We start from the raw sequence: 23,895 nt of genomic DNA, 5'->3' as shown, positions 1-23,895 counted from the left end.
CACTTACCCGAATCACTTACTGATGTAAGCTCATCGGGATAAGTTCGCTGGCTGCCTTGCTGTAACGCCAATGATTTTGGGTGACCTTTCTGGCCCTCGACGCTACAGCGGTGTTAGCTGCACTCACTTACCCGAATCACTTACTGATGTAAGTTCGTCGGGATAAGTTCGCTGGCTGCCTTGCTGTAACGCCAATGACTGTGGGTGACCCTCCTGGCCCTCGACGCTACAGCGGTGTTAGCTGCACTCACTTACCCGAATCACTTACTGATAGATTAACCGGCCCATACTTATGCATAGGCCGGATAATATTTAGAACGAAGTGCGTTTGTAGCTGCGGTATTGTGGTTGCCAATAGTTATGTTCGATGGCTTTGGCTAAGGCCTCTTCAGACGTCACTATAGCTACACCTTGCAACTGGGCGGCTTTACCTACCTGCATCGCGATACTCTTTGATACAGCTTGAATATCGTCGATATTCGGCAACAGTGCGCCTTCGCCATTCCGTGCCAGCGGTGAACATTCTGCTAATGCACGGCTGGCCGCCATCAACATGCCGTCAGTAACGCGTTTGGCTCCTGATGCCAACACACCCAAACCAATACCCGGGAAGATATACGAGTTATTGCATTGAGCTATTGGGTAGAGCTTATCTTTATAACTAACAGGTGAGAATGGGCTGCCGGTGGCGACCAGAGCAGCGCCTTCAGTCCAATTAATAATATCTTCTGGCCGCGCTTCAACGCGAGATGTCGGGTTAGACAATGGCATGACAATAGGGCGCGCGCAGTGTTTATGCATTTCACGAATCAGTTCTTCGGTAAACAGGCCCGGCTGACCAGAAACACCAATGAGGACGGTAGGCTTGGCATTACGCACCACATCCAGCAGAGAGATGGCATCACTTGTCAGATTCCAGCTTTTCAATGCATCACTTTTTTGCACCAGTTTACTCTGGAAATCCAATAGATTAGGCAGTTTGTCAGTTAGCAGGCCGAAGCGGTCGACCATAAAGACGCGTGCTCGCGCTTGCTCTTCAGTTAAACCTTCCGAAATCATCTGCGCGATGATTTGCTCGGCAATCCCGCAGCCCGCCGATCCGGCACCAAGGAAGGTCACTGTTTGGTCGCGCAACTGGCTACCCGCGGCATGGCTGGCCGCAATCAGACTACCGAGAGTGACGGCTGCCGTTCCCTGAATATCATCATTAAAACAGCACAGCTCATCACGATAGCGGTTCAGCAGCGGGGTGGCATTATTCTGAGCAAAGTCTTCAAACTGCAACAACACATTCGGCCAACGGCGTTTTACCGCCTGAATGAATTCATCGACAAAAGCATAGTATTCGTCGCCTGAAATGCGCGGATGGCGCCACCCCATATACAGCGGGTCATTCAGTCGCTGCGGGTTGTTGGTACCAACATCTAATACGACCGGCAAAGTATAAGCTGGGCTGATACCACCGCACGCGGTATACAGAGACAGTTTACCAATAGGGATCCCCATGCCGCCGATGCCCTGATCGCCAAGGCCCAGAATGCGCTCACCGTCAGTCACAACGATAACTTTCACATTCTGCTTGGTAGCATTTTGCAGCATGTCATCAATGTGTTCGCGGTTTGGATAAGAGATAAATAACCCGCGCGCCCGGCGATAGATATCAGAGAAGTGCTCGCAGGCTTCACCCACGGTCGGGGTGTAAATAATGGGCATCATCTCACTGAGATGGGCATCCAGCAGGCGATAAAACAGCGTCTCGTTGGTATCTTGAATGTTACGCAGATAAATGTGCTTATCATCGTCGTTTTTGAAATCTTGATACTGGCGGTAAGCACGCTCAGCCTGTTCTTCAATAGTTTCAACCGCTTCCGGTAATAAACCGTGTAAATTGAAATGGCTGCGCTCATCATTGGTGAAGGCGCTGCCTTTGTTCAATAGCGGGAATTCTAATAGGATGGGGCCAGCGTAGGGGATATATAGAGGGCGCTTACTTTCGTATTCAAGTTCCATGAGTTTCACTCTTAAACGTTATCAAGTCGTTGCCCCGATCCTAAAAGATAAGAAAAATATGTACAGCTTTTGTTAGTTAAATATGTCGGTTACCAGTAAAAATGCGAGTTAACTTGCAGATTTGACTGCTTAATTGCCGGATGCGGACTGATTGACGGTCAACTCAATTCGCTGACCATATGAGACTTCCAAAGTGTTGCCATCGGGATCGGCAAAATAGGCCCAATAACCCACGGGTTCCCCTGAATCTACCGGAGCCGAGCGTAACCGGCCCTCCGCAGTCGCTAGCGCGACCAGCGCATCAACGTGCTCTCGGCTGCGGCAGGCGACCCCAAGATGGCCGAATGGGCCGAGTGGCGTATCCTGTAATTCTACTGAACTCACCAGCACGATGGCAAAAGGGCGGCAGTGATCGGTTATCCACGCCACCTCCATCCCAGGCTTACCGCCAGCACGCCGGTGTACCAACGTCATTCCGGCATAGCGATGATAAAAGTCCAGACTGGCATCAATATCCTTAACGACTAAGGCGATGTGGCTCAGGCCAATATCGGTTGGTGCGGTGTGGGGGGTTGGTGAGTTCATGGCTTTCTCCCATTGTTAGCTAACGGCATTTTTAGCAAAGTGACGAACAAAGATTCACTTCAGTGCTGGGATGATTCACTATTCACCCGATAATTAGAAATCGATATTTAATCTAATAGGTATTCGCCAAATGAATAGTCTGCGCGCGATCGACCTCAACTTGCTGGTCGTCCTTGAGGTATTACTGACAGAACGGCATGTCTCGCGTGCCGCGCAGCAACTGCATATGAGCCAGCCTGCAGTGAGTCACGCCCTGAATCGGCTACGTTATTTGCTGGATGATGAGCTACTGGTTCGAGGTGACGGTGGTTTTCAACTGACCAGCCGCGCGCTGGCATTGATTGAACCGGTGCAGGAGGTGCTAAGCCGAGTGCGCGGTATCGTCGGGCCAGCTCACTTCGATCCGGCGCTAGCTCGCCAACGTTTTCGCATTGCTATGTCCGACTATGGCGCCGCTATGTTGCTGCCGGGATTGTTAGCACGCCTACGTCAGAGTGCGCCGGGGATTGATATTGTGCTGGTGCAGGCCAGCCGTGAACAGATGCTAGCGCAAGTTATGGCCGGAGAGCTGGATCTGGCGTTGGGTGTATTCCCGACATTGCCACAGCCGCTGCGCTCTTCACTGCTATTCGAGGAGAATTTTGTGTGTGTCGCAGATAAAACTCACCCACTAGTTCGGAAAAAAAACATCACTTTGGATGATTATCTGGCTCAGCCTCATCTATTGGTATCGGTGCAGGGGGAGAGCAGCGGAGAAGTAGAGACGGTGCTGGCGGAACGGGGATTACAGCGGCGGATCGCGGCGATTATACCGCATTTTCTACTAGCACCACAGGCGGTGGTGGGCACTGATTTACTGCTGACTATCGCCAGCCGAGTGGTCGCACGACAATGTGATACCAAGGCATTGCAGCAACTGATATTGCCTTTTACTGTACCTTCCTTCTCCTTTGTACAGGTATGGCATGGACGCAATGAGGATAAAAGTGGTCATAGCTGGTTGCGCGGACAAATCAACGACAGTGCAAGGCAGGGTGATAACCGGGGCTAATCATGTCACCCCGGTTTGGCTACGATTTAATTAAAATGTCACTCGTTTTACATCTGTGCAGCCCAGCGCCACCAGCGTTGACTGGGTTGCATCCCACTGCGTCAGCATAGCTTTACTGCCTTCAACCAGCACTGCACGGCGGATAGCACCACAATCTTTGCCGGAAAGGTTGGTCAGAATCAATGCCGCTTGCAGCGGTGGAAGGCTGGGATTAAATGCCGCATTCTCGGCATAGCGACCGGTATACACCGAGCCGTCAGCCGTTTCTAGCGCCACACCGCTGTGTGAAAGGCTGTAAGGGGCATGGCTATGATTTGCGCCATCCAGTGCGGCTTGAGTCAGGGCATCGGTCTGGGCCACTTTATAGCCGTGATCCACTGGATCCATCAGCAAGGTGGTGATAGCTAAATCTTTTGGGCCGAAAGAGTCCGGCAGATATTGCCCCAGTGTCGAAGCTGGACGGCCCGGCAGATGAATGTGCAGGTCAGTTCCGCTGTTCAGTTCATTCATAAACTGACGGCAGTGACCGCATGGCGTGTAATTGACGGTAATAGAGACCAAACTGGCCTCGCCACGCAGCCAGGCGTGCGTTACAGCACATTGTTCGGCATGGATGGTCTGTTGCAGCGGTACGCCACCAAATTCCATATTGGCACCGAAATAGAGATTACCGCTGATACCCCGGGCAATGGCCCCAACCATAAAATGGGACACCGGTGTTAATGCGCAAGCTGCGGCCAATGGCAACAACGCAAATGCCAGCGCATCGTCATCTAACCCACTGATGCTTTTCACTGTTTTCACCTGCTCTGCTGTCAGCATGGCAGCGAAATCGTTTGCGCTCAAAATCGGTTCAAGTGCGGTTTGCAGTGAGGTGGGCAGCTTAGCCCAAGGGGCTTGAAAACGTGCTTGCATAGGGTTCTCTCCAATAGTAACGGGATACTATTCTAGGCAGCTTACTGCTTTCTTGGTGTGATGTAGATCTCGTTGTATATGAAATTCATGCAAGTAAAATCTCAAATGAGAGATGTATCTCAAATTTATGCCGCAATATTGCTGCTCTTAGCCAAATAAATGTAGCAGTACTGGGAACAGGAAGGGGGCCAGCAGTGAGGTAATAATCCCGCAAATGACCAGCGCCAATGAGCTGAATGCGCCTTCCTGAAAATCCAGTTCGGCACAGCGGGCCGTGCCGAGGGCGTGTGAAGCAGTACCCATCGCCAAACCTCTGGAGGCCTTAGTGGTAATTTTTAATATATTCAACAAGCTGTGACCAAATACCGCCCCCAGAATACCGACAAAAATAACACATACTGCACTGATGGCTGGCAAACCATGAATAGATTCGGCAACCGCCATAGCTATGGGTGTGGTCACCGATTTAGGTAATACCGAGGCGGCAATTTCTGGGGTTGCCCCCATCCATAAGGCCACTGCGGTACCGGTAACCATGGCGGTAACACTGCCAATAAAACAGATGCTTATGATTGATTTCCAGCGGGCGCGAATTTGGTGTATCTGCTCATACAGCGGGAACGCTAATGCCACCACCGCAGGTTGCAGCAGGTCATTGAGTATTTTGCTGCCAGCAAAATAGTTGGCATAGGGCATATGCGTGACCAGCAGCAATGGGATGATAACAACCATAGATATCAATAATGGGTTAAGCAGCGGCATTTTCAGCCAGCGCGCCAGACGGCGTGCACTGAAAAACACGATTAGGGTCAGCGGTAGCGACCACCATAAGTTGCTTATCATTTGTCCTCCTCGGTATGGGTGGGAGAACCAATTACTTTGCGCTCACGATGGACATAATGTGAGCTGTAGGCCACCACCAGCATCACAATCAAGGTACTGACAAAGCAGGAGACGACAATCGGGCCGAATTGCTTTGTCAGTTGATCGTAATATTGCATTACACCGACACCGATAGGAACAAATAGCAGTGCCATGTAGCGGATTAGCATATGGCAGCCGGGTTTTACCCATGTTGACGGCAAGATCTGCGAGGCGAGTAAGGCAAACAGAATCAGCATGCCAATGATGCTACCCGGAATAGTGATAGGCAGCAGCAGGGCAACAGCCTTACCGGCCCATAAGCACAGATAGATAATGGCGAAAGCCCGCAGGTACTGCCAGCAAAGTGAAGTCACGTTGCGCATAAAAAAGATCCTGAGTGACGGAATGCATTCATCATACAATTAACTATGGTTATGTGCTAGCAATCACATTATGAATAATATTAATGGAAATATGCCAATCACGACTAGCTCTAGTGACCCTAAGCCAGATCAGAGCGACGACATTTGGCGGCACTTTCTTGTTCTTTAGCCAGTTGGTAACCGCGATAGAAAAATATCAGCCCCAGCAGAGCGGCGACAATCAGCATATAGAACATCATTTGTGGTGCTGCATACGCGAGTAAGAAACCACAGAGCACCGGGTTGGCGGCACCCCCTAGCTGGCCGAGGTTTTGTACCCCATAGTAACTGCCTTTGAGATTCGCCGGAGCAATAAAATCGATAAACATGTATTCGACCGGGATAACAATAATTTCGCCCAATGAGAATATTGCCATTGCCAGCATCCACAATGGAATTGAGTCCTGAGCCGCCATAAACCCGAACAAGCCAATAATGAAGAATAAGGTACCCAGTACCAGCCAACGCATTAAGTTTTGCTGATTCATACGGCGGCTTAATAAGTATTGCAGAGTAATCACAATAACCGCATTCACGGTCATCACTGCGCCAATCACCTGATAGGCAAATTTAGCATCGGAAACGGTAATCAGATATTGGGATAAATAGCCAGAAAACTGGCCAAAGACAATGGCGCTGAGCATGCTGCCGAGAGTGAAATAAATCAGTCGCTTATCATGACGCAGAATGCGGAATGTTTGGCGGAAATCAGGTACGGATTCCGTAGGTGAACGTTCTGCGACTGACATATCAGTGCTGTCTATCCTGAATTTCAGAATGATGACAACCGACAGTGCCAGTAGGCCGGAAATAATAAACGGTGCTTGCGGGCCAATGCCGACCACCAACACCCCCAACGCCGGGCCGATCGCCCAACCGACATTGACCAAGGTGTAGTTGGCTGAAAAGGCTCTGATTCGCTCATTGACTGGCAACCAGTCGGCAAAACAAGCTTTGATCGCAATACTGTAGACCGAGTATGCCGAGTGCAGCAGGGCCAGAATCAGGATGATCCACGCCGGATGCTCAATCCATGGCAGGGTAAAGAAGGTGACTGAAAATAGCGCGACCGCCAGCAGAATCAGCTGCTTTCTATTAAATTTATCAACCAGATAGCCGCCATAAAGGCTGGTGAAAATACCCAGAGTCAAACTCGCCCCCAATACCAGTCCAACCTTATCTGGCGCTAGCTGGAAATGCTCTGCCAGATAGATGGTGATAAAGGGCAGGGTGACGGCTCGCCCTATGGTCAAGACTAGCGATGCAATCAGCAGGTTGGTAACACGCGATGGAAAACCTTTCATGGTATTTTCTTATTTTGATTATTTGGGCATACATGCTTGTTTTTCAATCAAAAAAATGACTAGCACAGCATGACGACAAAGCGGCTCAGCCAATTACAGTAGACTATTACGATGAGAAAGAGAGGGGGTAGGAGGAAAAATTTTTCGCAAATAGCAGATCGACCTAAATCGACCTGCTTTTAATAGATAATTAACCTAAATACTCGATGATTGAGAGACCACCATTATAATCGGTGCTGTAGATAATCCCTTGTGCATCAACAAACACATCACATGACTGAATAACTTGCGGGCGTCCGGGCCGTTTATCCATCATTTTTTCGGGTGCGGCGGGGACTAACGCACCGGTTTCCTTGGGTTGATAAGGGTTGCTGATATCATAAGCACGCACGCCGGCATTTTGATAGGTGGCAAAAATTAATGATGAGCTAATAAAGCTGCCGGGCCGATTTTCATGCAGATTATGCGGGCCAAAATGAGCGCCTTTTTTCACATAATCTTGCTCATCCGGCACAGGGAAGGTCGAGATGCTTACCGGATTAGTTGGCTCGCGAATATCGAACAGCCAAATGTGTTTCTCACCATCTTCCTGATTATCTAATACCGCCTCATCCAGCACCACTAATAAGTCGCGGTCGGGTAGCGGCAGGGCGGTGTGAGTACCGCCACCAAAAGGGGGGCTCCAGTTGCGATGGCTAATCAGTTTTGGCTCATGGCGGTCACTGACGTCCAACAGGGTCAAGCCGCCATCACGCCAACTGCCATAAGCGGTGTCGCCACTGATAATGGCGTGATGCAATGCATAGCGTTTACCTTCAGGCCAGCTTGCGTGTTCTCCGGCGGCGGTATGCATACCGGGCAAAGCATAGCGGCCAGCCACCTGCGGCTTTTGCGGGTCAGCCAGGTCAATGGTCAGAAAGATATAATCACTGTAGCCATCTAACAATGCGGAAACATAAGCCCAGCGTCCACCGACATACCAGATGCGATGAATACCAATGCCATCAAGCGGCAGGAAACTTATCTCGCGTGGTTTATCGGGTGTCGAAATATCAAAAATACGCAGCCCGGCACTCCAACTGCGACCTTCCTGACGGGTACTGACGGTCTGCGCCACCGAACGAGTGTAATACACTTTTTCTTCAGCAAAACTGGCATCAGCGAACAGATCTCGGGCATTAATCACCAAAAGCAGGTCATCATGGGCCTGCAAATGCACATTCCAGGTATTGGCGGGGGCGGCAATAAAACCAGCGGGACGAGGTTTTTTTGCATCTCGCACATCAATAATTGATACACCTTGCGACACCATATGGCCGACATAGGCATAGCCGCGGTGCACCATAACCTGCACCCCATCGGGTTTTCCGCCTTGATCACTATGACCAATCAGCCGCATATTGCGGCTGTATTCCGGTATCGGCAAGTATCCTTGCGTAGCCATCTATTTCACTCCAAATCAATTGACCCTATTGGCTATTACTGGCCGTTTTTGGCCGCCAGAGTGGCAAACCAAGGTGAGTTGAAATCATCTGACTGGCCCCAGCCCGGAATGATTTTACTTAAACCGGCCACGTTGACAGGGCCAGGTTGACTGGCGAGCAAGGCTTGTGGAATTGATGCTGCACGGAACTCATAACTGGCTGGCGTCTCTTCACCGGCAATTTTCTTGGCAATTAGGCGCAAGTTAACGGCCCCAATCAGCTTAGGATCAACCGCAACACTGACTTTCCACGGGCTATTGGCTTCACGCATCAATTGCAAATCCTGATTTGAAATATCAATGCTGTACAGTTTGATTTCAGTGCGGCCATTTTCTTGTAAGGCTTTATAGGCACCTTGAGTAAAGGCATCCCAAGTACCCCAGATAGCGTCGACTTTCCCTTTCGGATACTTCGCCAATACTGCGCCCACTTTGTTGGCGGTATCACCTTGAACATCTGAAGATACGGCACCGATAGATTCAAGTTCATGAATGCCAGGATTCTGTTTCAGCAGTGCCTGATAAGCAGCCTGACGACGTTCCATCGGTGGGAAACCGGCCACCCAGAGTTTGATAATATTGGCATTGCCATTGAAATCTTTGATTAATTGACCAAAAGATTCATTGGTCAGAGAAGCATCGTCCTGCTGGGTAACCGTCAGGCCGGGAATGTCGCCTTGAATGGCGGTGTCAAATACAGACACCGCAATGCCACTGGCGGCAATACGTTTAACTAACTCAGTCGAGTAAGGGTCACGGCCCTGAGAAAGAATAATGCCGTCATATTTCTGGCTAATGGCCTGATTGACGAAGTCTTGGAAGCGCGCGTCATCACCGTTACTTAGGAAAGTATCGATTTTGAAACCCAGTTTTTTACCTTCTTTCAATACACCCGACAGGAACTGTGTGGTGTTGTCATCGGAACCCAAATTACGGATCACCGCAATTTTAATCTGCCCTTGATGCTTAGCGATAGCGTCTGGGATTGGAGCAACAGTGGCGGTGTTTGCCGCGAATACCGGCAGTGCCGTCAGCAGGCTCAGGGCCAGTAAAGGGGAAGCGATTTTTTTCATCCGGAACTCCGTCATGGTGTCGATAAGGTATGCAATGTGGTGTGTTGTTGTCATTGTTATAGCTGTCTTTGTGTCTAGACGTCTATCTGTCTCTGCACAGCATCATAACCATAACTATTTTGATAAGGAATTAACTTTGTTATGAATTTTTGGATCGCGTTATATCTTTTAGTTTGGATAGAGTAAATAAGCAGCAAAAGGTAGGGAGGCAAGTCGTCTGTTATTACAATGGAAGCCAATAGAAACTAATAACCTTTTATTTTACATGGTTAATGTGAGGCTAAATATAACCTTATAGTGACTATGACAATAGTCTAATTATTATTTTATTTCGTTACTAACCGAGTGCTGATATTCTAAATAGCACTGAGGGATAATAATAAAGGCTAATAGCCATAACCGATGTGAACTTTTTACGTTTTTAAATATTTAAAGGATTAAAATCACCATGGGTAAAATTAGCAACCTATGTAAATTCAGAATGGACGCTGCCAATCAGGCACAGCTGAATTCGAGGTATATTATCAATACTGCTGTTAGCGATAGCGCTTTTTGTCGCTATATGTCTCGCAGTGAGTTTCTTTTTCTATTTATTCGCTATTTATTAACGTTAATGGTGATTGTTCTCTTCGTCACGATACTGTTTCCCGATTTAATTGATGACATTATATCACTGTCGCTACGCTCTTTTTTTCCGGTACTTTCATTGGTCTTATTATTGCCTTGCTCGTATCGTTTAGCCAGCCAAAGACTAAGCCCTTATTTACTGGTTTTTCACCTTCTTCCTCTTGGACATTACTTTTTGCCCGGTCTACTCCCGTGGCTCTTATCTATTGTATTTTTACTTTACCTGGTATTTATTAATATCTATGACATCAAGCCGCCAGTGTGTGAGCGGAGAAAACAGTTAGCATCGGTCTTGCCCGATGAGTATCCATTTGGGTTAACTCTGCTTTGTTTTAGTTTGTTATATATAAGTTTTTTCCTGCTAATTGAGTTGGACGATGCCATTATTTCACTGATGGTATTGTCGTGGATTTTCTTTTTGCTGGCTAAATGGCACTGGCCTGTTGTGACATTAAATGTTTTGGGGGCGGTTGGCGTATTTTGGTTTTTTTCATCTGGCTTTGTGGAAGTAAAACATCATAAGAATATTATTATTAATGCCCTGGTTAAAATTTCTTTATTGGATAATATTTTATTTTTGATTTTCTCACTAAGTCTATTTATTAATATGCTTTTTTGGTTGGAAGCTTGGCAACGTGAGCGGCAACCTCAAGTTCCCAAAGAGTAAGAATATAGCTGAGATAAACTGTTAGATATAATGAAAATGCTGGTCAAGTTATCCTTGACCAGCATTTAACTGAGTGAATTTACTTCACTTGCATACCGGGTTGAGCACCATTATCCGGGCTGAGCAGGAAGATATCGCTACCGCCAGGACCTGCTGCCATCACCATGCCTTCTGAAATACCAAAGCGCATTTTACGTGGGGCCAGATTCGCCACCATCACCGTTAGACGCCCTTCCAGTACTTTCGGGTCAGGGTAAGCTGAACGGATACCAGAGAAGACTTGACGGGTTTCACCACCGAGATCCAGCTTCAGTTTCAATAACTTATCTGAACCTTCGACAAAATCGGCTTGTTGAATCAGCGCGATGCGCATATCCACTTTGGCAAAGTCATCAAAACTGATGGTTTCTTGAATCGGATCATCGGCTAATGGACCTGTAGCCACAACTGCCGGAGCCATATCTTCTTTAGAAGAGGCGACCATTTCGTTCACCTTGTCCAAATCAATACGGTTAAACAGTGCTTTAAAGGCATTGATCTGATGGCCCAGCAACGGCTGTTCAATGCTATCCCATGTCAACTCAGTATTGAGGAAAGCCTCAGTACGTTCTGTCAGGGATGGCAATACCGGCTTGAGATAGGTCATCAGAACACGGAACAGGTTGATACCCATAGAGCAGATTGCTTGCAAGTCGGCATCGCGGCCTTCTTCTTTTGCCACCACCCAAGGGGCCTGCTCATCAACATACCGGTTGGCAACATCAGCCAGTGCCATGATTTCGCGAATCGCTTTACTTGATTCACGGCTGTTATAAGCATCAGCAATACTGATTGCGGCATCGGTAAAGGTTTTATACAGGGCTGGGTCAGCAAGTTGGTCAGCTAACTTGCCAGCAAAGCGCTTATTGATAAAACCTGCATTACGGGAGGCCAGATTCACCACTTTGTTAACGATATCGGCGTTAACTCGCTGGACGAAATCTTCCAGATTCAGGTCAATATCATCAATGCGTGAAGAGAGCTTGGCGGCATAGTAATAACGCAAGCAATCGGCATCCAGATGTTTCAGGTAAGTGCCCGCTTTAATAAATGTGCCGCGGGATTTCGACATTTTCGCGCCGTTTACCGTGACATAGCCATGAACAAACAGGTTGGTTGGCTTACGGAAATTACTGCCTTCCAACATAGCTGGCCAGAACAGGCTATGGAAGTAAACAATGTCTTTACCAATGAAGTGGTAAAGGTCAGTTGTTGAGCCTTCACGCCAGAATTCATCAAAATCCAAATCGCCACGTTTGTCACACAGGTTTTTAAATGCGCCCATATAGCCGATAGGGGCATCCAGCCACACATAGAAATATTTACCCGGTGCATCAGGGACTTCAAAACCGAAGTAAGGAGCATCACGGGTGATATCCCACTGTTGCAGACCCGATTCAAACCATTCCTGCATTTTGTTGGCAACTTGTTCTTGCAGTGCACCGGAACGTGTCCAGGCTTGCAGCATATCGCTGAAAGCAGGCAGGTCGAAGAAGAAGTGCTCAGACTCCCGCATTACCGGTGTAGCGCCGGAAACCGCAGATTTTGGATCGATAAGCTCAGTTGGGCTATAGGTTGCGCCACAAACTTCACAGTTATCGCCATACTGATCGGGTGATTTGCACTTCGGACAGGTGCCTTTCACAAAACGGTCGGGCAGGAACATACCTTTCTCAGGATCATAGAGCTGAGAAATGGTGCGATTTTTGATATAGCCGTTAGCTTTTAGGCGGCTATATATCAGGCTCGACAGTTCACGGTTTTCATCACTGTGGGTTGAGTGATAGTTATCATAGCTGATAGCGAAACCGGCGAAATCCTGTTGGTGCTCCTGGCTCATTTCGGCAATCATCTGCTCCGGTTCGATACCCAGTTGCTGAGCTTTCAGCATGATTGGGGTGCCGTGGGCATCATCTGCACAGATAAAATGAACCTGGTTGCCGCGCATTCGCTGGAAACGGACCCAGATATCTGCCTGGATGTGCTCGAGCATATGACCGAGATGAATAGAACCGTTAGCGTATGGTAGCGCGCACGTCACCAATATTTTTTTCGCGACTTGAGCCATAGTGGGAAATTGCTTTCTTTATGTCGATTAAAGGGTCTTTGATGTTAACCGATAAGCGGGTTTGTCGCTAGGGTAAGGCAACCCACAGGCTGCCTTAAGTCATAACCGGTCCATTTTGGCTGATTTTCAGCACATTTGGTTATTAACACGATGAATGTCATTAACACCAGACTACAAGGTTATGCGAGTCGCCTCGGTTTTCTCACTATTCGACGCACACAGGTACTGATGAGTTCTGGTACACTATTAGAGGTTAATAACGATAAATTTAAGGAGCCGGGATGAGCCCAAAATCCCCCGAGCAGACCACCGCTGACCTGCTGCAATCAAAAGTTTCAAAGGTTCTTGCTACCTTTACTCACCCAACCTTGCAAAAGGATCTCAACACCCTGCGTGCTATTCATCACTGTGCCTTGCTGGACAATGTGCTGCATATCGAGCTGGTGATGCCTTTTGCCTGGCAGTTCGGTTTTGACATATTAAAAGAGTCAGTCAGTGCAGAATTGCTGGCAGTGACCGGTGCCAAAGCCATTGACTGGAAGCTTTCTCATAATATTACGACGCTAAAACGTGCCAATGACCAGCCTGGCGTGAAAGGTGTGCGCAATATTCTGGCGGTCAGTTCCGGTAAAGGCGGGGTGGGGAAATCCAGCACTGCCGTTAACCTGGCGCTGGCTCTGGCCGAAGAAGGGGCAAAAGTCGGTATTCTGGATGCCGATATCTATGGTCCTTCCATTCCAAACATGCTGGGCACCATGAATCAGCGGCCAACGTCCCCTGATGGCAAGCACATGGCACCGATTATGGCCCACGGAATTGCGACTAACTCGATTGGCTATTTGGTTACCGACGAGAATGCCATGGTGTGGCGTGGCCCAATGGCCAGCAAGGCGTTGATGCAGATGTTGCAAGATACCCTATGGCCAGACTTGGACTATCTGGTGATCGATATGCCACCGGGTACGGGTGATATTCAGCTGACATTGTCGCAGAACATTCCGGTAACTGGCGCGCTAGTGGTAACCACACCACAGGATATTGCCCTGATCGATGCCATGAAGGGCATTGTGATGTTTGAGAAAGTGCATGTGCCGGTGTTGGGTATCGTTGAAAATATGAGTATGCATATTTGCAGCAATTGCGGCCATCTGGAGCCTATTTTTGGCACCGGTGGGGCAGAGAAGCTGGCGCAGAAATATCATTGCAAGTTACTGGGCCAAATCCCACTGCATATTTCGTTACGTGAAGATCTCGACCGCGGCGAGCCTACGGTTATCAGCCACCCAGATAGCGAGTTTGCGGATATATACCGCCAGTTGGCGTCTAATGTTGCAGCTGAAATGTACTGGCAGGGCGAAGCTATTCCAACCGAGATTTCATTCCGCGCGGTTTAGCCACCACACTTTGTAGATACCTCAAAGGGTTGAAGTTGCAGCTAATAACTGTTGCAACTTCAGCTATGCAAGTTATTACACCAAGTAATTGGAGTTACGACGGTGTTCGAGAGCAGCCAACACCGCTGCAACTTCAAGTATACAGGGTATAGCACTGGCATCAGACCGGTTAACTCCTTATAATTGCCGCGCTCGAAGCAGCTTGCGTGCTTCGTCTCCCCTCACACTTAGTAATCAGGTCTTTAATTTTATGACTGACAAAGCACACCAGTGCGTCATTATCGGGATAGCGGGTGCCTCAGCTTCCGGAAAAAGTCTTATCGCCAGTACGTTGTATCGTGAATTGCGCGAACAGGTTGGTGACCAACATATCGGCGTCATCCCAGAGGATGGCTATTACAAAGACCAAAGTCATCTGTCGATGGAAGAGCGGGTCAAAACCAACTATGACCACCCTAGCGCCATGGACCACAACTTATTGTTGGAACACCTGCAATCGCTAAAAGCCGGCAAGTCTATTGAACTGCCACTTTACAGTTACACTGAGCACACCCGTAAAAAAGAAACCGTCCATTTAGAACCGAAGAAAGTCATTATTCTGGAAGGGATCTTGCTGTTGACCGATATTCGCCTGCGTCAGGAGATGAACTTCTCGATCTTCGTTGATACCCCATTGGATATCTGCTTAATGCGGCGTATGAAGCGTGACGTTAATGAACGTGGTCGCTCAATGGATTCTGTGATGGCTCAATACCAGAAAACTGTGCGCCCAATGTTCCTGCAATTTATCGAACCGTCTAAGCAATATGCTGACATTATTGTTCCACGGGGTGGCAAGAACCGAATTGCGATCGATATTCTAAAAGCGAAAATCAGCCAGTTCTTTGAGTAATGTTCGTCTGGACCTTTGCTTCTTAATATGGCAGCTTTCATAGTATATAAGCTGTAACATGCGAATTTTAATGGAGATTTAAGCGATGAGACTGTGCGATCGTGACATAGAAGCTTGGCTGGACAGCGGCAAATTGGGTATCGACCCTCGTCCGCCGGTAGAACGTATCAATGGTGCCACAGTCGATGTTCGCTTAGGCAACCAATTTCGCGTGTTCCGCGGCCACACTGCGGCATTTATTGATTTAAGCGGCCCGAAAGATGAAGTCAGTGAAGCCTTGGAACGGGTTATGAGCGATGAAATCAATCTGCCCGAAGGGGAAGCGTTCTTCCTGCATCCCGGTGAACTGGCGCTGGCCGTCACGTTAGAGTCAGTCACTATTCCTGATGATCTGGTCGGCTGGCTTGATGGCCGCTCCTCTCTGGCTCGCCTTGGATTGATGGTGCATGTGACCGCACACCGAATAGATCCCGGTTGGCAAGGCAGGATTGTGCTGGAGTTCTATAATTCAGGTAAGTTGCCATTGGCTCTGCGCCCAGGGATGTTAATTGGTGCGCTGAGTTTTGAGCCACTCTCTGGACCGGCGGCCCGCCCTTACAATAGCCGTCAGGATGCAAAATATCGTGGTCAACAAGGTGCTGTAGCCAGTCGTATAGATAAAGACTAGCCATTTTTCTCGCTGAGATTTTAGCCCGTTTGGGCTTTATCGCTTGTTTAGACAAGAGGATGTCATGAGACGATTACTAACGACGTTAATTATCCTGCTCGTTGTATTAGTTGCAGGTATGAGCGCATTGGTATTGCTAGTAAATCCTAATGACTTTCGTGCGTACATGGTCAAACAAGTCGAGAGGAAAAGTGGTTATCAACTGCAACTTGAAGGCGATTTACGTTGGCATGTCTGGCCGCAACTTAGCATTATTGCTGGTCGGACGGCGTTAACTGCTCCCGGTGCTACTGCCCCGATGGTCAGTGCTGAAAATATGCGCCTTGATGTCAAACTCTGGCCGTTGCTGTCACATCAACTTGATATTAAGCAGGTGATGCTGAAAGGGGCGGTTATCCGCTTAACCCCAGACAGTGAAGCTCAACAGCAGCCAGGGGCACCGGTTGCACCAAGTGGAAATGCGCCGGTTGATGAGCATCGAGCCTGGAAGCTCGATATCAATAAAGTCCAGGTTGCCGACAGCTTGCTGATTTGGCAACGGACAGACAATGATCAAGTGAATGTCCGCGATATTAATCTTGAACTGCAACAAGACTCGCAGCGGCAAGTTCATATCTCGCTCTCCAGTCGTGTTAATCGAAATCAGCGGGATGTCACTTTCTCGATGGTTGCCGATGCCGATATGGGGCGTTACCCACAGCAATTCAGCGCCAATATCAGCCAATTTACTTATAAAGTAGAAGGGGCAGATATTCCTGTCGGTGGGGTGAGCGGGGAGGGGACACTACAAGCCAGCTATCAAAGTGATATTCAGCAATTATTGTTGAATCAGCTGAGTTTCTCGGCGAATAACAACCAGTTAACGGGGAGTGCCAAAGCAACTCTCGGTGACGTACCTGATTATGTCATCAATCTGGCTGCCGATAATCTTAACTTGGATACTATCTTTGGGTGGGAGCCTAAAAGCACGGCGGGTAGTAAAGACACGGTTAAACAACCGGCCGTGACTGCCCCCGTTATTGCAATTCAGACTGATGATGATGTTGGGCAGGATTTACAGGCACTGCGTGATTTTACGGCGCAAATTAAACTCACTGCGAATAATTTGGTTTATCGCGCCATCAATGTCAGCCAATTGAATCTGCAAGCATCAAACCAACGCGGTGATGTACAAATCAGTCACTTAACGGGCAAAGCCTTAGGTGGTGATTTCTCCCTGCCGGGATCGCTGAATGTAACTGGCAAGAAGGTGTTAGCCACAGTTGGCCCGGTAATAAATAATATGGAGTTGGGGCCAGTGTTATTGGCTGCAGGTTTACCGCAGATGATGACGGGTAAATTCTCCATGAAAGCGCAGCTGTCTGGTGATGGCTTAGATGTTGAGGCATTCAACCACCGCTGGAAAGGCGATGCACAGTTCAGTATGAATGGCGCGCAGTTGCAGGGGCTGAATATTCAGCAACTTATCCAGCAGGCGGTGACCCGCAGTTCCAGTGATGTCAAAGGTCAGGACCGCTATGAGCGCTATACTGAGGTTAAACAGCTGCAAGCGAAGCTGGCTCTGAATAAAGGGAAAGTCGATGTAAGTAGCCTCAGCGCCGATTCTGCATTGATTGCCATCAAAGGCCACGGGGAACTTAACTTGCCGCAGCAGCAATGTGATATGAACTTATCCGTGCGAGTGATGCAAGGCTGGAGTGGGCAAGATAACTTGGTCAAGTTCTTGCAGAACACGGATATCCCATTGCGCATTTATGGGCCGTGGACGCAACTGAGTTATCAACTGAATGTTGAGCAGCTTCTGCGTAATGAATTGCAGCAGCGCGCTAAGAAAGCACTGAGCGACTGGACTGAGCGTAATCAAGGGAACCGCGCGCAGAAGGATCTTAGAAAGCTTATTGATAAGCTTTAACGAGTATATTCCCCTCCGATAAGTCGAGCGGCTTATCGGAGGATAATGACCTTTCTTTGTTATCTTTCTGTTGTTGCATTGATCATCAATCTCGCCTTTTTAAACATAAAATCCTCTCTCCTGCTCACAAACTAATATTTGTTTCTAAAATCTCTGCGAATCATTGATAGATGTCATAAACTCGCCGGCTGACTTTGGGCAGAGTGCAGAGCTATTTCTGCATATTTACAAGAAAAATCTTAATACAACATCCAGCAACAAATGATAATGCCCAAGAACATGGTGTTGCAGATAGCTAACGAGCTAATCCTCTGTGGCTTCATGGACGAAGGGGATATTCGGTGAGAGAGGGTATATGTTAGATCTTTTGATTGGGATTGTAGTGGCTGTAGGTGTAGGTCGCTATATTATTAAAGGCTATTCTGCCACTGGTGTATTGATGGTGGGTGGCCTGCTGCTGCTAATTATCAGCGCCTTGATGGGCAAAAGCGTATTACCGGCCAGCGCCACCTCAACCGGTTGGCGTGCGACGGATATTGTCGAGTATGTCAAAATTCTGCTGATGAGCCGTGGTGGCGATCTCGGCATGATGATCATGATGTTATGCGGTTTTGCCGCTTATATGACTCATATCGGCGCAAATGATGTGGTGGTTAAGTTAGCATCTAAACCATTACAGATGATTAACTCCCCATATTTATTGATGGTTGCGGCTTACATCATTGCCTGCCTGATGTCTTTGGCAGTGTCATCTGCCACTGGGTTAGGTGTGTTACTGATGGCCACATTGTTCCCAGTGATGGTTAATGTCGGTATCAGCCGTGGGGCTGCTGCTGCAATTTGTGCCTCACCTGCGGCGATTATTCTGGCGCCGACGTCTGGTGACGTCGTGCTAGCGGCGCAAGCCTCTGAAATGCCATTGGTTGATTTTGCATTTAAAACGACATTACCTATCTCTATTGCCGCTATCGTCTGCATGGCTATTGCTCACTTTTTCTGGCAGCGCTACCTAGACAATAAGAGCCAGGAAAAGCATGAGATGATGGATATAAATGACATCACCACCAATGCGCCCGGCTTTTATGCCATCTTGCCATTTACCCCTATTATCGGCGTGTTGATATTTGATGGTAAATGGGGGCCAGAGCTACACATCATCACAGTATTGGTTATCTGCATGCTGATTGCCGCGGTGATTGAATTCTTACGTAGCTTTAGTGCCAAATCTGTATTTAGCGGCCTTGAGGTTGCTTATCGTGGTATGGCCGATGCATTTGCGACCGTGGTGATGTTATTGGTCGCTGCGGGTGTATTTGCGCAGGGATTAAGTACTGTAGGTTTTATCAGCGGTCTAATTGGATTGGCGCAATCTTTCGGTACCGGCGGCATTATTATGATGCTGGTTCTGGTGGTGATTACTATGCTGGCAGCAATGACCACCGGCTCAGGTAATGCACCATTTTATGCGTTTGTGGAGTTGATTCCGAAACTTGCCGCACAAATGGGAATAAATCCAGCTTATCTGGTTATCCCTATGCTACAGGCGTCGAATTTAGGGCGCACTTTATCCCCGGTTTCAGGTGTTGTGGTTGCGGTTGCCGGTATGGCAAAAATATCACCTTTCGAAGTGGTGAAACGGACCTCCGTACCTGTTCTGGTTGGGTTGATTGTGGTGATTGTGGCAACTGAGATTCTGGTGCCAGTACACTTATAATATCGACATGAATCGATAAAAAAGCCGGGTAGCGATATGAACTGCAACCCGGCTTTATTTTTGATGATTTACTTGGCCAATTTCAGCCGTATGAGCGAGTCAGCTACACTTCATAATCAGGATCTGGCGCTGTCAACTGCGTTATTTTGACCTTTAATATACGGTGACTGCTCACTTCTAAAGGCTCAAATAGATAGTCACCAATCTTCAACTGCTCGCCAACCTGAGGTATCCGCTGGGTATATTCCATCAATAACCCAGCCAAGGTGTGATACTCGCGTTTATCATCAATTGGCAATGGCATATAGAGCACTAAATCTTCCAGTGGCATATAGCCGTTCGCAATCCAGCAACCTTCTTCCGTTTGCTGTATATCGTGGCGGGCATCGAGTTCCTCACCGGCCACCGGCAGATTACCTGCAATGGTCTCCATCACGTCGGTTAGGGTGACAACCCCTTCGATGGAGCCAAACTCATCGACCACAAAGGCGAAATGCGTTTGTGCCTGGCGGAATTGCTCTAATGCCATCAACAGCGAAACTTGCTCCGGGAAAATTAACGGCTGACGAATCAACGCCCGCAAGTCGAGTTTTTCATCCGCTAACTGCTGCCTCAGTAAATCAATTACGTGAATAACTCCCAAAGGTTCATCTGTCGAGCTATCCTCGGTGACAACAATTCGAGTGTGCAGATTTTTTGTCAGCAATTGGGTCAGTTTTTCAGGTGGATCATTAAGGTCCAGATATTCAACATCATGGCGCGATGTCATGATGCTGCTGACTGTGCGTTGGGCCAATCCTAATACGCGCTCTATCATTCGGCGTTCTTGCTCATTAAACACCTCCTGACCGGTGCTGGTATTATCTGCAATCAGATTAGCGCTATGGTTATCTAACTCAGCCTCTTCATGTTTGCCACTGAGCATTCGCAACACGGCTTCTGCAGTCCTTTCGCGTAATGGGCGGACAGTCGACAGAAAGCGACGGCGGTTGAACTGCGCAAACTGATTCAGTGACTCAATGATGACGGAGAAACCAATGGCAGCGTACAGATAACCTTTCGGAATATGGTAGCCAAAGCCTTCGGCCACCAAACTGAAGCCGATCATCAGTAAGAAGCTTAAACAGAGAATAACAATGGTTGGATGCGCATTCACAAAGCGAGTCAGTGACTTACTGGCTAACAACATCAAACCAATAGCAATACAGACGGCGGCCATCATGACGGCGAGATGGTCTACCATCCCGACCGCGGTAATCACCGAATCAAGAGAGAAGATGGCATCCAATACCACAATCTGTGCCACTACTGGCCAGAAACGCGCACCTTTACGTTGTTGGTTTTGCTGATGATCCTTCCCTTCAAGTCGCTCATTGAGCTCCATCGTAGCTTTAAAAAGCAGGAATATCCCCCCGATCAGCATAATCAGGTCACGCGCACTGAATGGATGCCCTGAAATAGTGACCAACGGAGTCGTCAATGTCGCTAACCACGAGATACTGGCCAATAGCACCAGACGCATCAACAGGGCGCACAGTAGACCTGTGACTCGGGCCTTATCCCGTAGATGACGGGGCAGTTTTTCCGCCAAAATGGCAATAAATATTAGGTTGTCAATACCTAACACAATTTCGAGCACAACTAGCGTCGCCAGCCCTGCCCAAATAGTAGGATCTGCGATCCATTCCATATATCTAACTTCACCTTTTATTTCTACGGCTTATGCCGCCAAAGCGAATAATGGGCGCTCATAGGCTAAAATTCAACATCCAATCATCCAATAACCTATCCCCATGAGCTATAGGACAAATAATCAGCAGTAAAAGGTGATAGTAAGTTATCATCGTAACTGATTGATAAATAAACCGTTCAGGAAGGTGAGTGTTTTGGACTTAAATACTTAGCTAGGTTTAATCTTAAAAAAGGGAAGAAATGCTCACAAGTAGGCAAATTATCTAAGGTTAGCTTAACAAAATGTTAATGTGGAATATAATGAGTCATTAGAACGTCAATTTTTCTGCCCTTATACTATTAGGACTTTCCTCGTAATACATTGAAATAATATATAAATATAGGATGATTAGGATTTAGCATACAGTCTTGCACGACCGAGATTGTGAGTTAGTATTTATATCTATTTGCAGGCCTACTAAGTGGCTACTCCAGAAAAGGTATGGTTGATGGAAAAGAAATTGAAGGCAGTCATTCCTGTCGCCGGACTTGGCACCCGCATGTTGCCAGCGACCAAGGCGATTCCGAAAGAAATGCTGCCGGTGGTCGATAAGCCCCTAATTCAATATATCGTGAATGAATGTGTTGCTGCCGGGGTCAAAGAGATCGTGTTGGTCAGCCATTCATCGAAGAATGCGATAGAAAACCATTTCGATACATCATTTGAATTGGAAGCGGCACTGGAATCTCGGGTTAAGCGGCAGTTATTAAAAGAGATTAAAAATATTTGCCCGCCGGACGTTACCATCATGCAAGTGCGTCAGGGCCATGCCAAAGGGCTGGGACATGCCGTACTTTGTGCTCAATCCATGGTGGGCGACAATCCGTTTATCGTGTTGCTGCCGGATGTTTTGCTTGATGATTCAACGGCTGATTTATCTAAAGAAAACCTTGCCAAGATGATTCAGCGTTTTGAGGAAACGGGGCGTAGCCAGATTATGGTGGAGCCGGTACCACAAGCTGATGTTTCTAAGTACGGTATTGCAGACTGTGGCCATGTTGATTTAGCACCGGGTGAAAGCACGCTAATGACCGCCGTCGTTGAGAAGCCTTCCGTCGCTGATGCTCCTTCTAACCTCGCGGTAGTTGGGCGCTATGTGCTGTCAAAAGATATCTGGCCATTGCTGAAGAAAACGCCTCGTGGTGCAGGTGATGAGATTCAGCTTACCGATGCCATCGCGATGCTAATGGAGCAAGAACCGGTTGAAGCTTTCCATATGACTGGTAAATCTCACGATTGCGGCGATAAATTAGGTTATATGAAAGCCTTTGTCACTTATGGCGTCCGCCACAATACCGAAGGTGAAAAATTTACAGCCTGGCTGAAGCAGCAAATCGACTAAGATTGGTTTAGCGACTGAATATAGAATGATTTAAATTCGCATGAGAAATCAGTAGGTTAATTATGACCAAATTGAAAGCAGTAATTCCTGTGGCAGGTTTAGGCATGAGAATGCTGCCGGCTACGAAAGCCATTCCAAAAGAAATGCTACCTATTGTTGATAAGCCATTGATCCAATATGTAGTTAATGAATGTGTTGCCGCAGGTATTAAAGAAATTATCTTGATAACCCATTCATCAAAGAATGCGGTAGAGAACCATTTCGATACCTCTTATGAGCTGGAAGCCATGCTGGAAGCTCGGGTTAAGCGCCAACTACTGGATGAAGTGCAATCTATTTGCCCGCCAGGTGTGACTATCATGCATATTCGTCAGGGGCATGCTGAAGGTTTGGGCCACGCGGTATTGTGTGCCAAGCCACTGGTAGGGGATGAGCCATTTGCTGTGTTACTGCCAGATGTTCTGATTGATGATGCGAAATCAGATCTGACTCGAGATAACCTTGCCCAATTAGTCAAACGTTTCGAAGAGACGGGGACGAGTCAGGTATTGGTGCATTCAGTCGAACCCGAGGCATTATCAAATTACTCGGTAATTTCTTGTGAGAAGCCAGAACTGGCTCCCGGTGAAAGCAGCCGAATCAAAGCTATGGTCGAGAAGCCTCAAAGCCCGGCAGACTTGCAATCAAATCTGTCGGCGGTTGGGCGTTATGTGCTATCTGCCGATATCTGGCCGCTATTAGAAAAAACCAAACCAGGGGCATGGGGTCGAATTCAATTGACCGATGCCATTGATGCTTTGGCTGAGGAAAAACCGGTCGATGCTGTGGCCTTAGCTGGGCAATCTTATAACTGTGGTGAGAAACTCGGTTATATGCAGGCTTATGTTGCTTATGGATTACGCCATCCAAAACAAGGGGCTGAGTTTAAAGCCTGGCTGAAAGATTTTCTGGCGTAAGCAAAATCAGCGATAAATGAAAAGCAATCCATGTGATTGCTTTTTTTTTGTACTATTTATTTTGAGTCATTAAATCATATGTACTGTTTGCTCAGATAAAGCAAACGAGTGCGGACAGCAACTGGTCAGTTGTGCTATCTATCGCACCAATCACTACCCAGCTGACATAATCCTGAGT

Annotated in this window: 19 protein-coding genes; 9 read left to right on the top strand and 10 right to left on the bottom strand. The window is 47.8% G+C overall.

Annotated elements, in window-relative coordinates:
- Positions 1-312 precede the first annotated feature (312 nt).
- Positions 313-2,010: an NAD-dependent malic enzyme gene (locus tag FTA96_RS08505; protein WP_050106865.1), complete on the bottom strand. Its 1,698-nt coding sequence runs from the start codon at positions 2,008-2,010 to the stop codon at positions 313-315.
- Between the two features lie 129 nt (positions 2,011-2,139).
- Complete coding sequence (locus tag FTA96_RS08500; protein ID WP_050145117.1) at positions 2,140-2,595, bottom strand: VOC family protein; 456 nt, start codon at positions 2,593-2,595, stop codon at positions 2,140-2,142.
- A gap of 130 nt (positions 2,596-2,725) precedes the next feature.
- On the opposite strand from FTA96_RS08500, the gene FTA96_RS08495 reads away from it, so the two are divergent.
- Positions 2,726-3,646 (top strand): LysR family transcriptional regulator, encoded by a 921-nt coding sequence (locus tag FTA96_RS08495; RefSeq protein ID WP_050145119.1) that lies wholly within the window; start codon positions 2,726-2,728, stop codon positions 3,644-3,646.
- A gap of 30 nt (positions 3,647-3,676) precedes the next feature.
- On the opposite strand, the gene cdd is transcribed toward FTA96_RS08495, so the two are convergent.
- The 6 genes from cdd to FTA96_RS08465 all read right to left on the bottom strand — a co-directional run bounded on the left by cdd (position 3,677) and on the right by FTA96_RS08465 (position 9,707).
- A complete protein-coding gene (cdd, locus tag FTA96_RS08490; RefSeq protein ID WP_050145121.1) occupies positions 3,677-4,561 on the bottom strand; it encodes a cytidine deaminase in 885 nt (294 codons plus the stop codon).
- A gap of 147 nt (positions 4,562-4,708) precedes the next feature.
- A complete protein-coding gene (locus FTA96_RS08485; RefSeq protein WP_050106861.1) occupies positions 4,709-5,404 on the bottom strand; it encodes a CidB/LrgB family autolysis modulator in 696 nt (231 codons plus the stop codon).
- Positions 5,401-5,808, bottom strand: coding sequence for a CidA/LrgA family protein (locus FTA96_RS08480; RefSeq protein WP_050106860.1), 408 nt, complete (start codon positions 5,806-5,808; stop codon positions 5,401-5,403). The genes FTA96_RS08485 and FTA96_RS08480 overlap by 4 nt, the downstream gene beginning before the upstream one ends.
- A gap of 119 nt (positions 5,809-5,927) precedes the next feature.
- Complete coding sequence (locus FTA96_RS08475; protein WP_050106859.1) at positions 5,928-7,151, bottom strand: MFS transporter; 1,224 nt, start codon at positions 7,149-7,151, stop codon at positions 5,928-5,930.
- Positions 7,152-7,341: 190 nt separating this feature from the next.
- Positions 7,342-8,595, bottom strand: coding sequence for an LVIVD repeat-containing protein (locus FTA96_RS08470; protein ID WP_145507404.1), 1,254 nt, complete (start codon positions 8,593-8,595; stop codon positions 7,342-7,344).
- 35 nt (positions 8,596-8,630) lie between these two features.
- A complete protein-coding gene (locus FTA96_RS08465) occupies positions 8,631-9,707 on the bottom strand; it encodes a sugar ABC transporter substrate-binding protein (RefSeq protein ID WP_050106857.1) in 1,077 nt (358 codons plus the stop codon).
- Between the two features lie 448 nt (positions 9,708-10,155).
- Between FTA96_RS08465 and FTA96_RS08460 the strand changes: the two genes are divergently transcribed.
- Positions 10,156-11,001: a hypothetical protein gene (locus FTA96_RS08460; protein WP_145530633.1), complete on the top strand. Its 846-nt coding sequence runs from the start codon at positions 10,156-10,158 to the stop codon at positions 10,999-11,001.
- A 79-nt stretch (positions 11,002-11,080) separates the two neighbouring features.
- On the opposite strand, the gene metG is transcribed toward FTA96_RS08460, so the two are convergent.
- Positions 11,081-13,108, bottom strand: a complete 2,028-nt coding sequence (gene metG / locus FTA96_RS08455; RefSeq protein ID WP_050106856.1) for a methionine--tRNA ligase — start codon at positions 13,106-13,108, stop codon at positions 11,081-11,083.
- A 281-nt stretch (positions 13,109-13,389) separates the two neighbouring features.
- Between metG and apbC the strand changes: the two genes are divergently transcribed.
- The 5 genes from apbC to dcuC all read left to right on the top strand — a co-directional run bounded on the left by apbC (position 13,390) and on the right by dcuC (position 19,687).
- Positions 13,390-14,502 (top strand): iron-sulfur cluster carrier protein ApbC, encoded by a 1,113-nt coding sequence (gene apbC / locus FTA96_RS08450; protein WP_050106855.1) that lies wholly within the window; start codon positions 13,390-13,392, stop codon positions 14,500-14,502.
- 250 nt (positions 14,503-14,752) lie between these two features.
- Positions 14,753-15,394, top strand: a complete 642-nt coding sequence (gene udk, locus FTA96_RS08445) for a uridine kinase (protein ID WP_004388770.1) — start codon at positions 14,753-14,755, stop codon at positions 15,392-15,394.
- Positions 15,395-15,479: 85 nt separating this feature from the next.
- Complete coding sequence (dcd, locus tag FTA96_RS08440) at positions 15,480-16,061, top strand: dCTP deaminase (RefSeq protein ID WP_050106854.1); 582 nt, start codon at positions 15,480-15,482, stop codon at positions 16,059-16,061.
- A 64-nt stretch (positions 16,062-16,125) separates the two neighbouring features.
- The gene (gene asmA, locus FTA96_RS08435) at positions 16,126-17,973 is read left to right on the top strand and encodes an outer membrane assembly protein AsmA (RefSeq protein ID WP_145573582.1); all 1,848 of its coding nucleotides are present in this window, start codon (positions 16,126-16,128) and stop codon (positions 17,971-17,973) included.
- Positions 17,974-18,328: 355 nt separating this feature from the next.
- Entirely contained in the window at positions 18,329-19,687 is a 1,359-nt protein-coding gene (gene dcuC, locus FTA96_RS08430) for an anaerobic C4-dicarboxylate transporter DcuC (RefSeq protein WP_050106852.1), read from the top strand.
- 103 nt (positions 19,688-19,790) lie between these two features.
- Here dcuC and FTA96_RS08425 read toward each other — a convergent pair whose 3' ends face one another.
- Positions 19,791-21,377 (bottom strand): TerC family protein, encoded by a 1,587-nt coding sequence (locus FTA96_RS08425; RefSeq protein WP_050319451.1) that lies wholly within the window; start codon positions 21,375-21,377, stop codon positions 19,791-19,793.
- 490 nt (positions 21,378-21,867) lie between these two features.
- Here FTA96_RS08425 and galU (FTA96_RS08420) point away from each other — a divergent pair, with 490 nt between their 5' ends.
- Together galU (FTA96_RS08420) and galU (FTA96_RS08415) are read left to right on the top strand one after the other, a co-directional pair.
- Entirely contained in the window at positions 21,868-22,761 is an 894-nt protein-coding gene (gene galU, locus FTA96_RS08420; RefSeq protein WP_186372862.1) for a UTP--glucose-1-phosphate uridylyltransferase GalU, read from the top strand.
- 62 nt (positions 22,762-22,823) lie between these two features.
- A complete protein-coding gene (gene galU, locus FTA96_RS08415) occupies positions 22,824-23,717 on the top strand; it encodes a UTP--glucose-1-phosphate uridylyltransferase GalU (RefSeq protein ID WP_050122281.1) in 894 nt (297 codons plus the stop codon).
- The last annotated feature ends 178 nt before the right edge of the window (positions 23,718-23,895 follow it).

Source organism: Yersinia alsatica, assembly GCF_902170305.1.
Lineage (GTDB): Bacteria > Pseudomonadota > Gammaproteobacteria > Enterobacterales > Enterobacteriaceae > Yersinia > Yersinia alsatica.
Note: the sequence above shows the minus strand (reverse complement) of the source record. Positions and strands in the feature narration are given on the sequence as shown.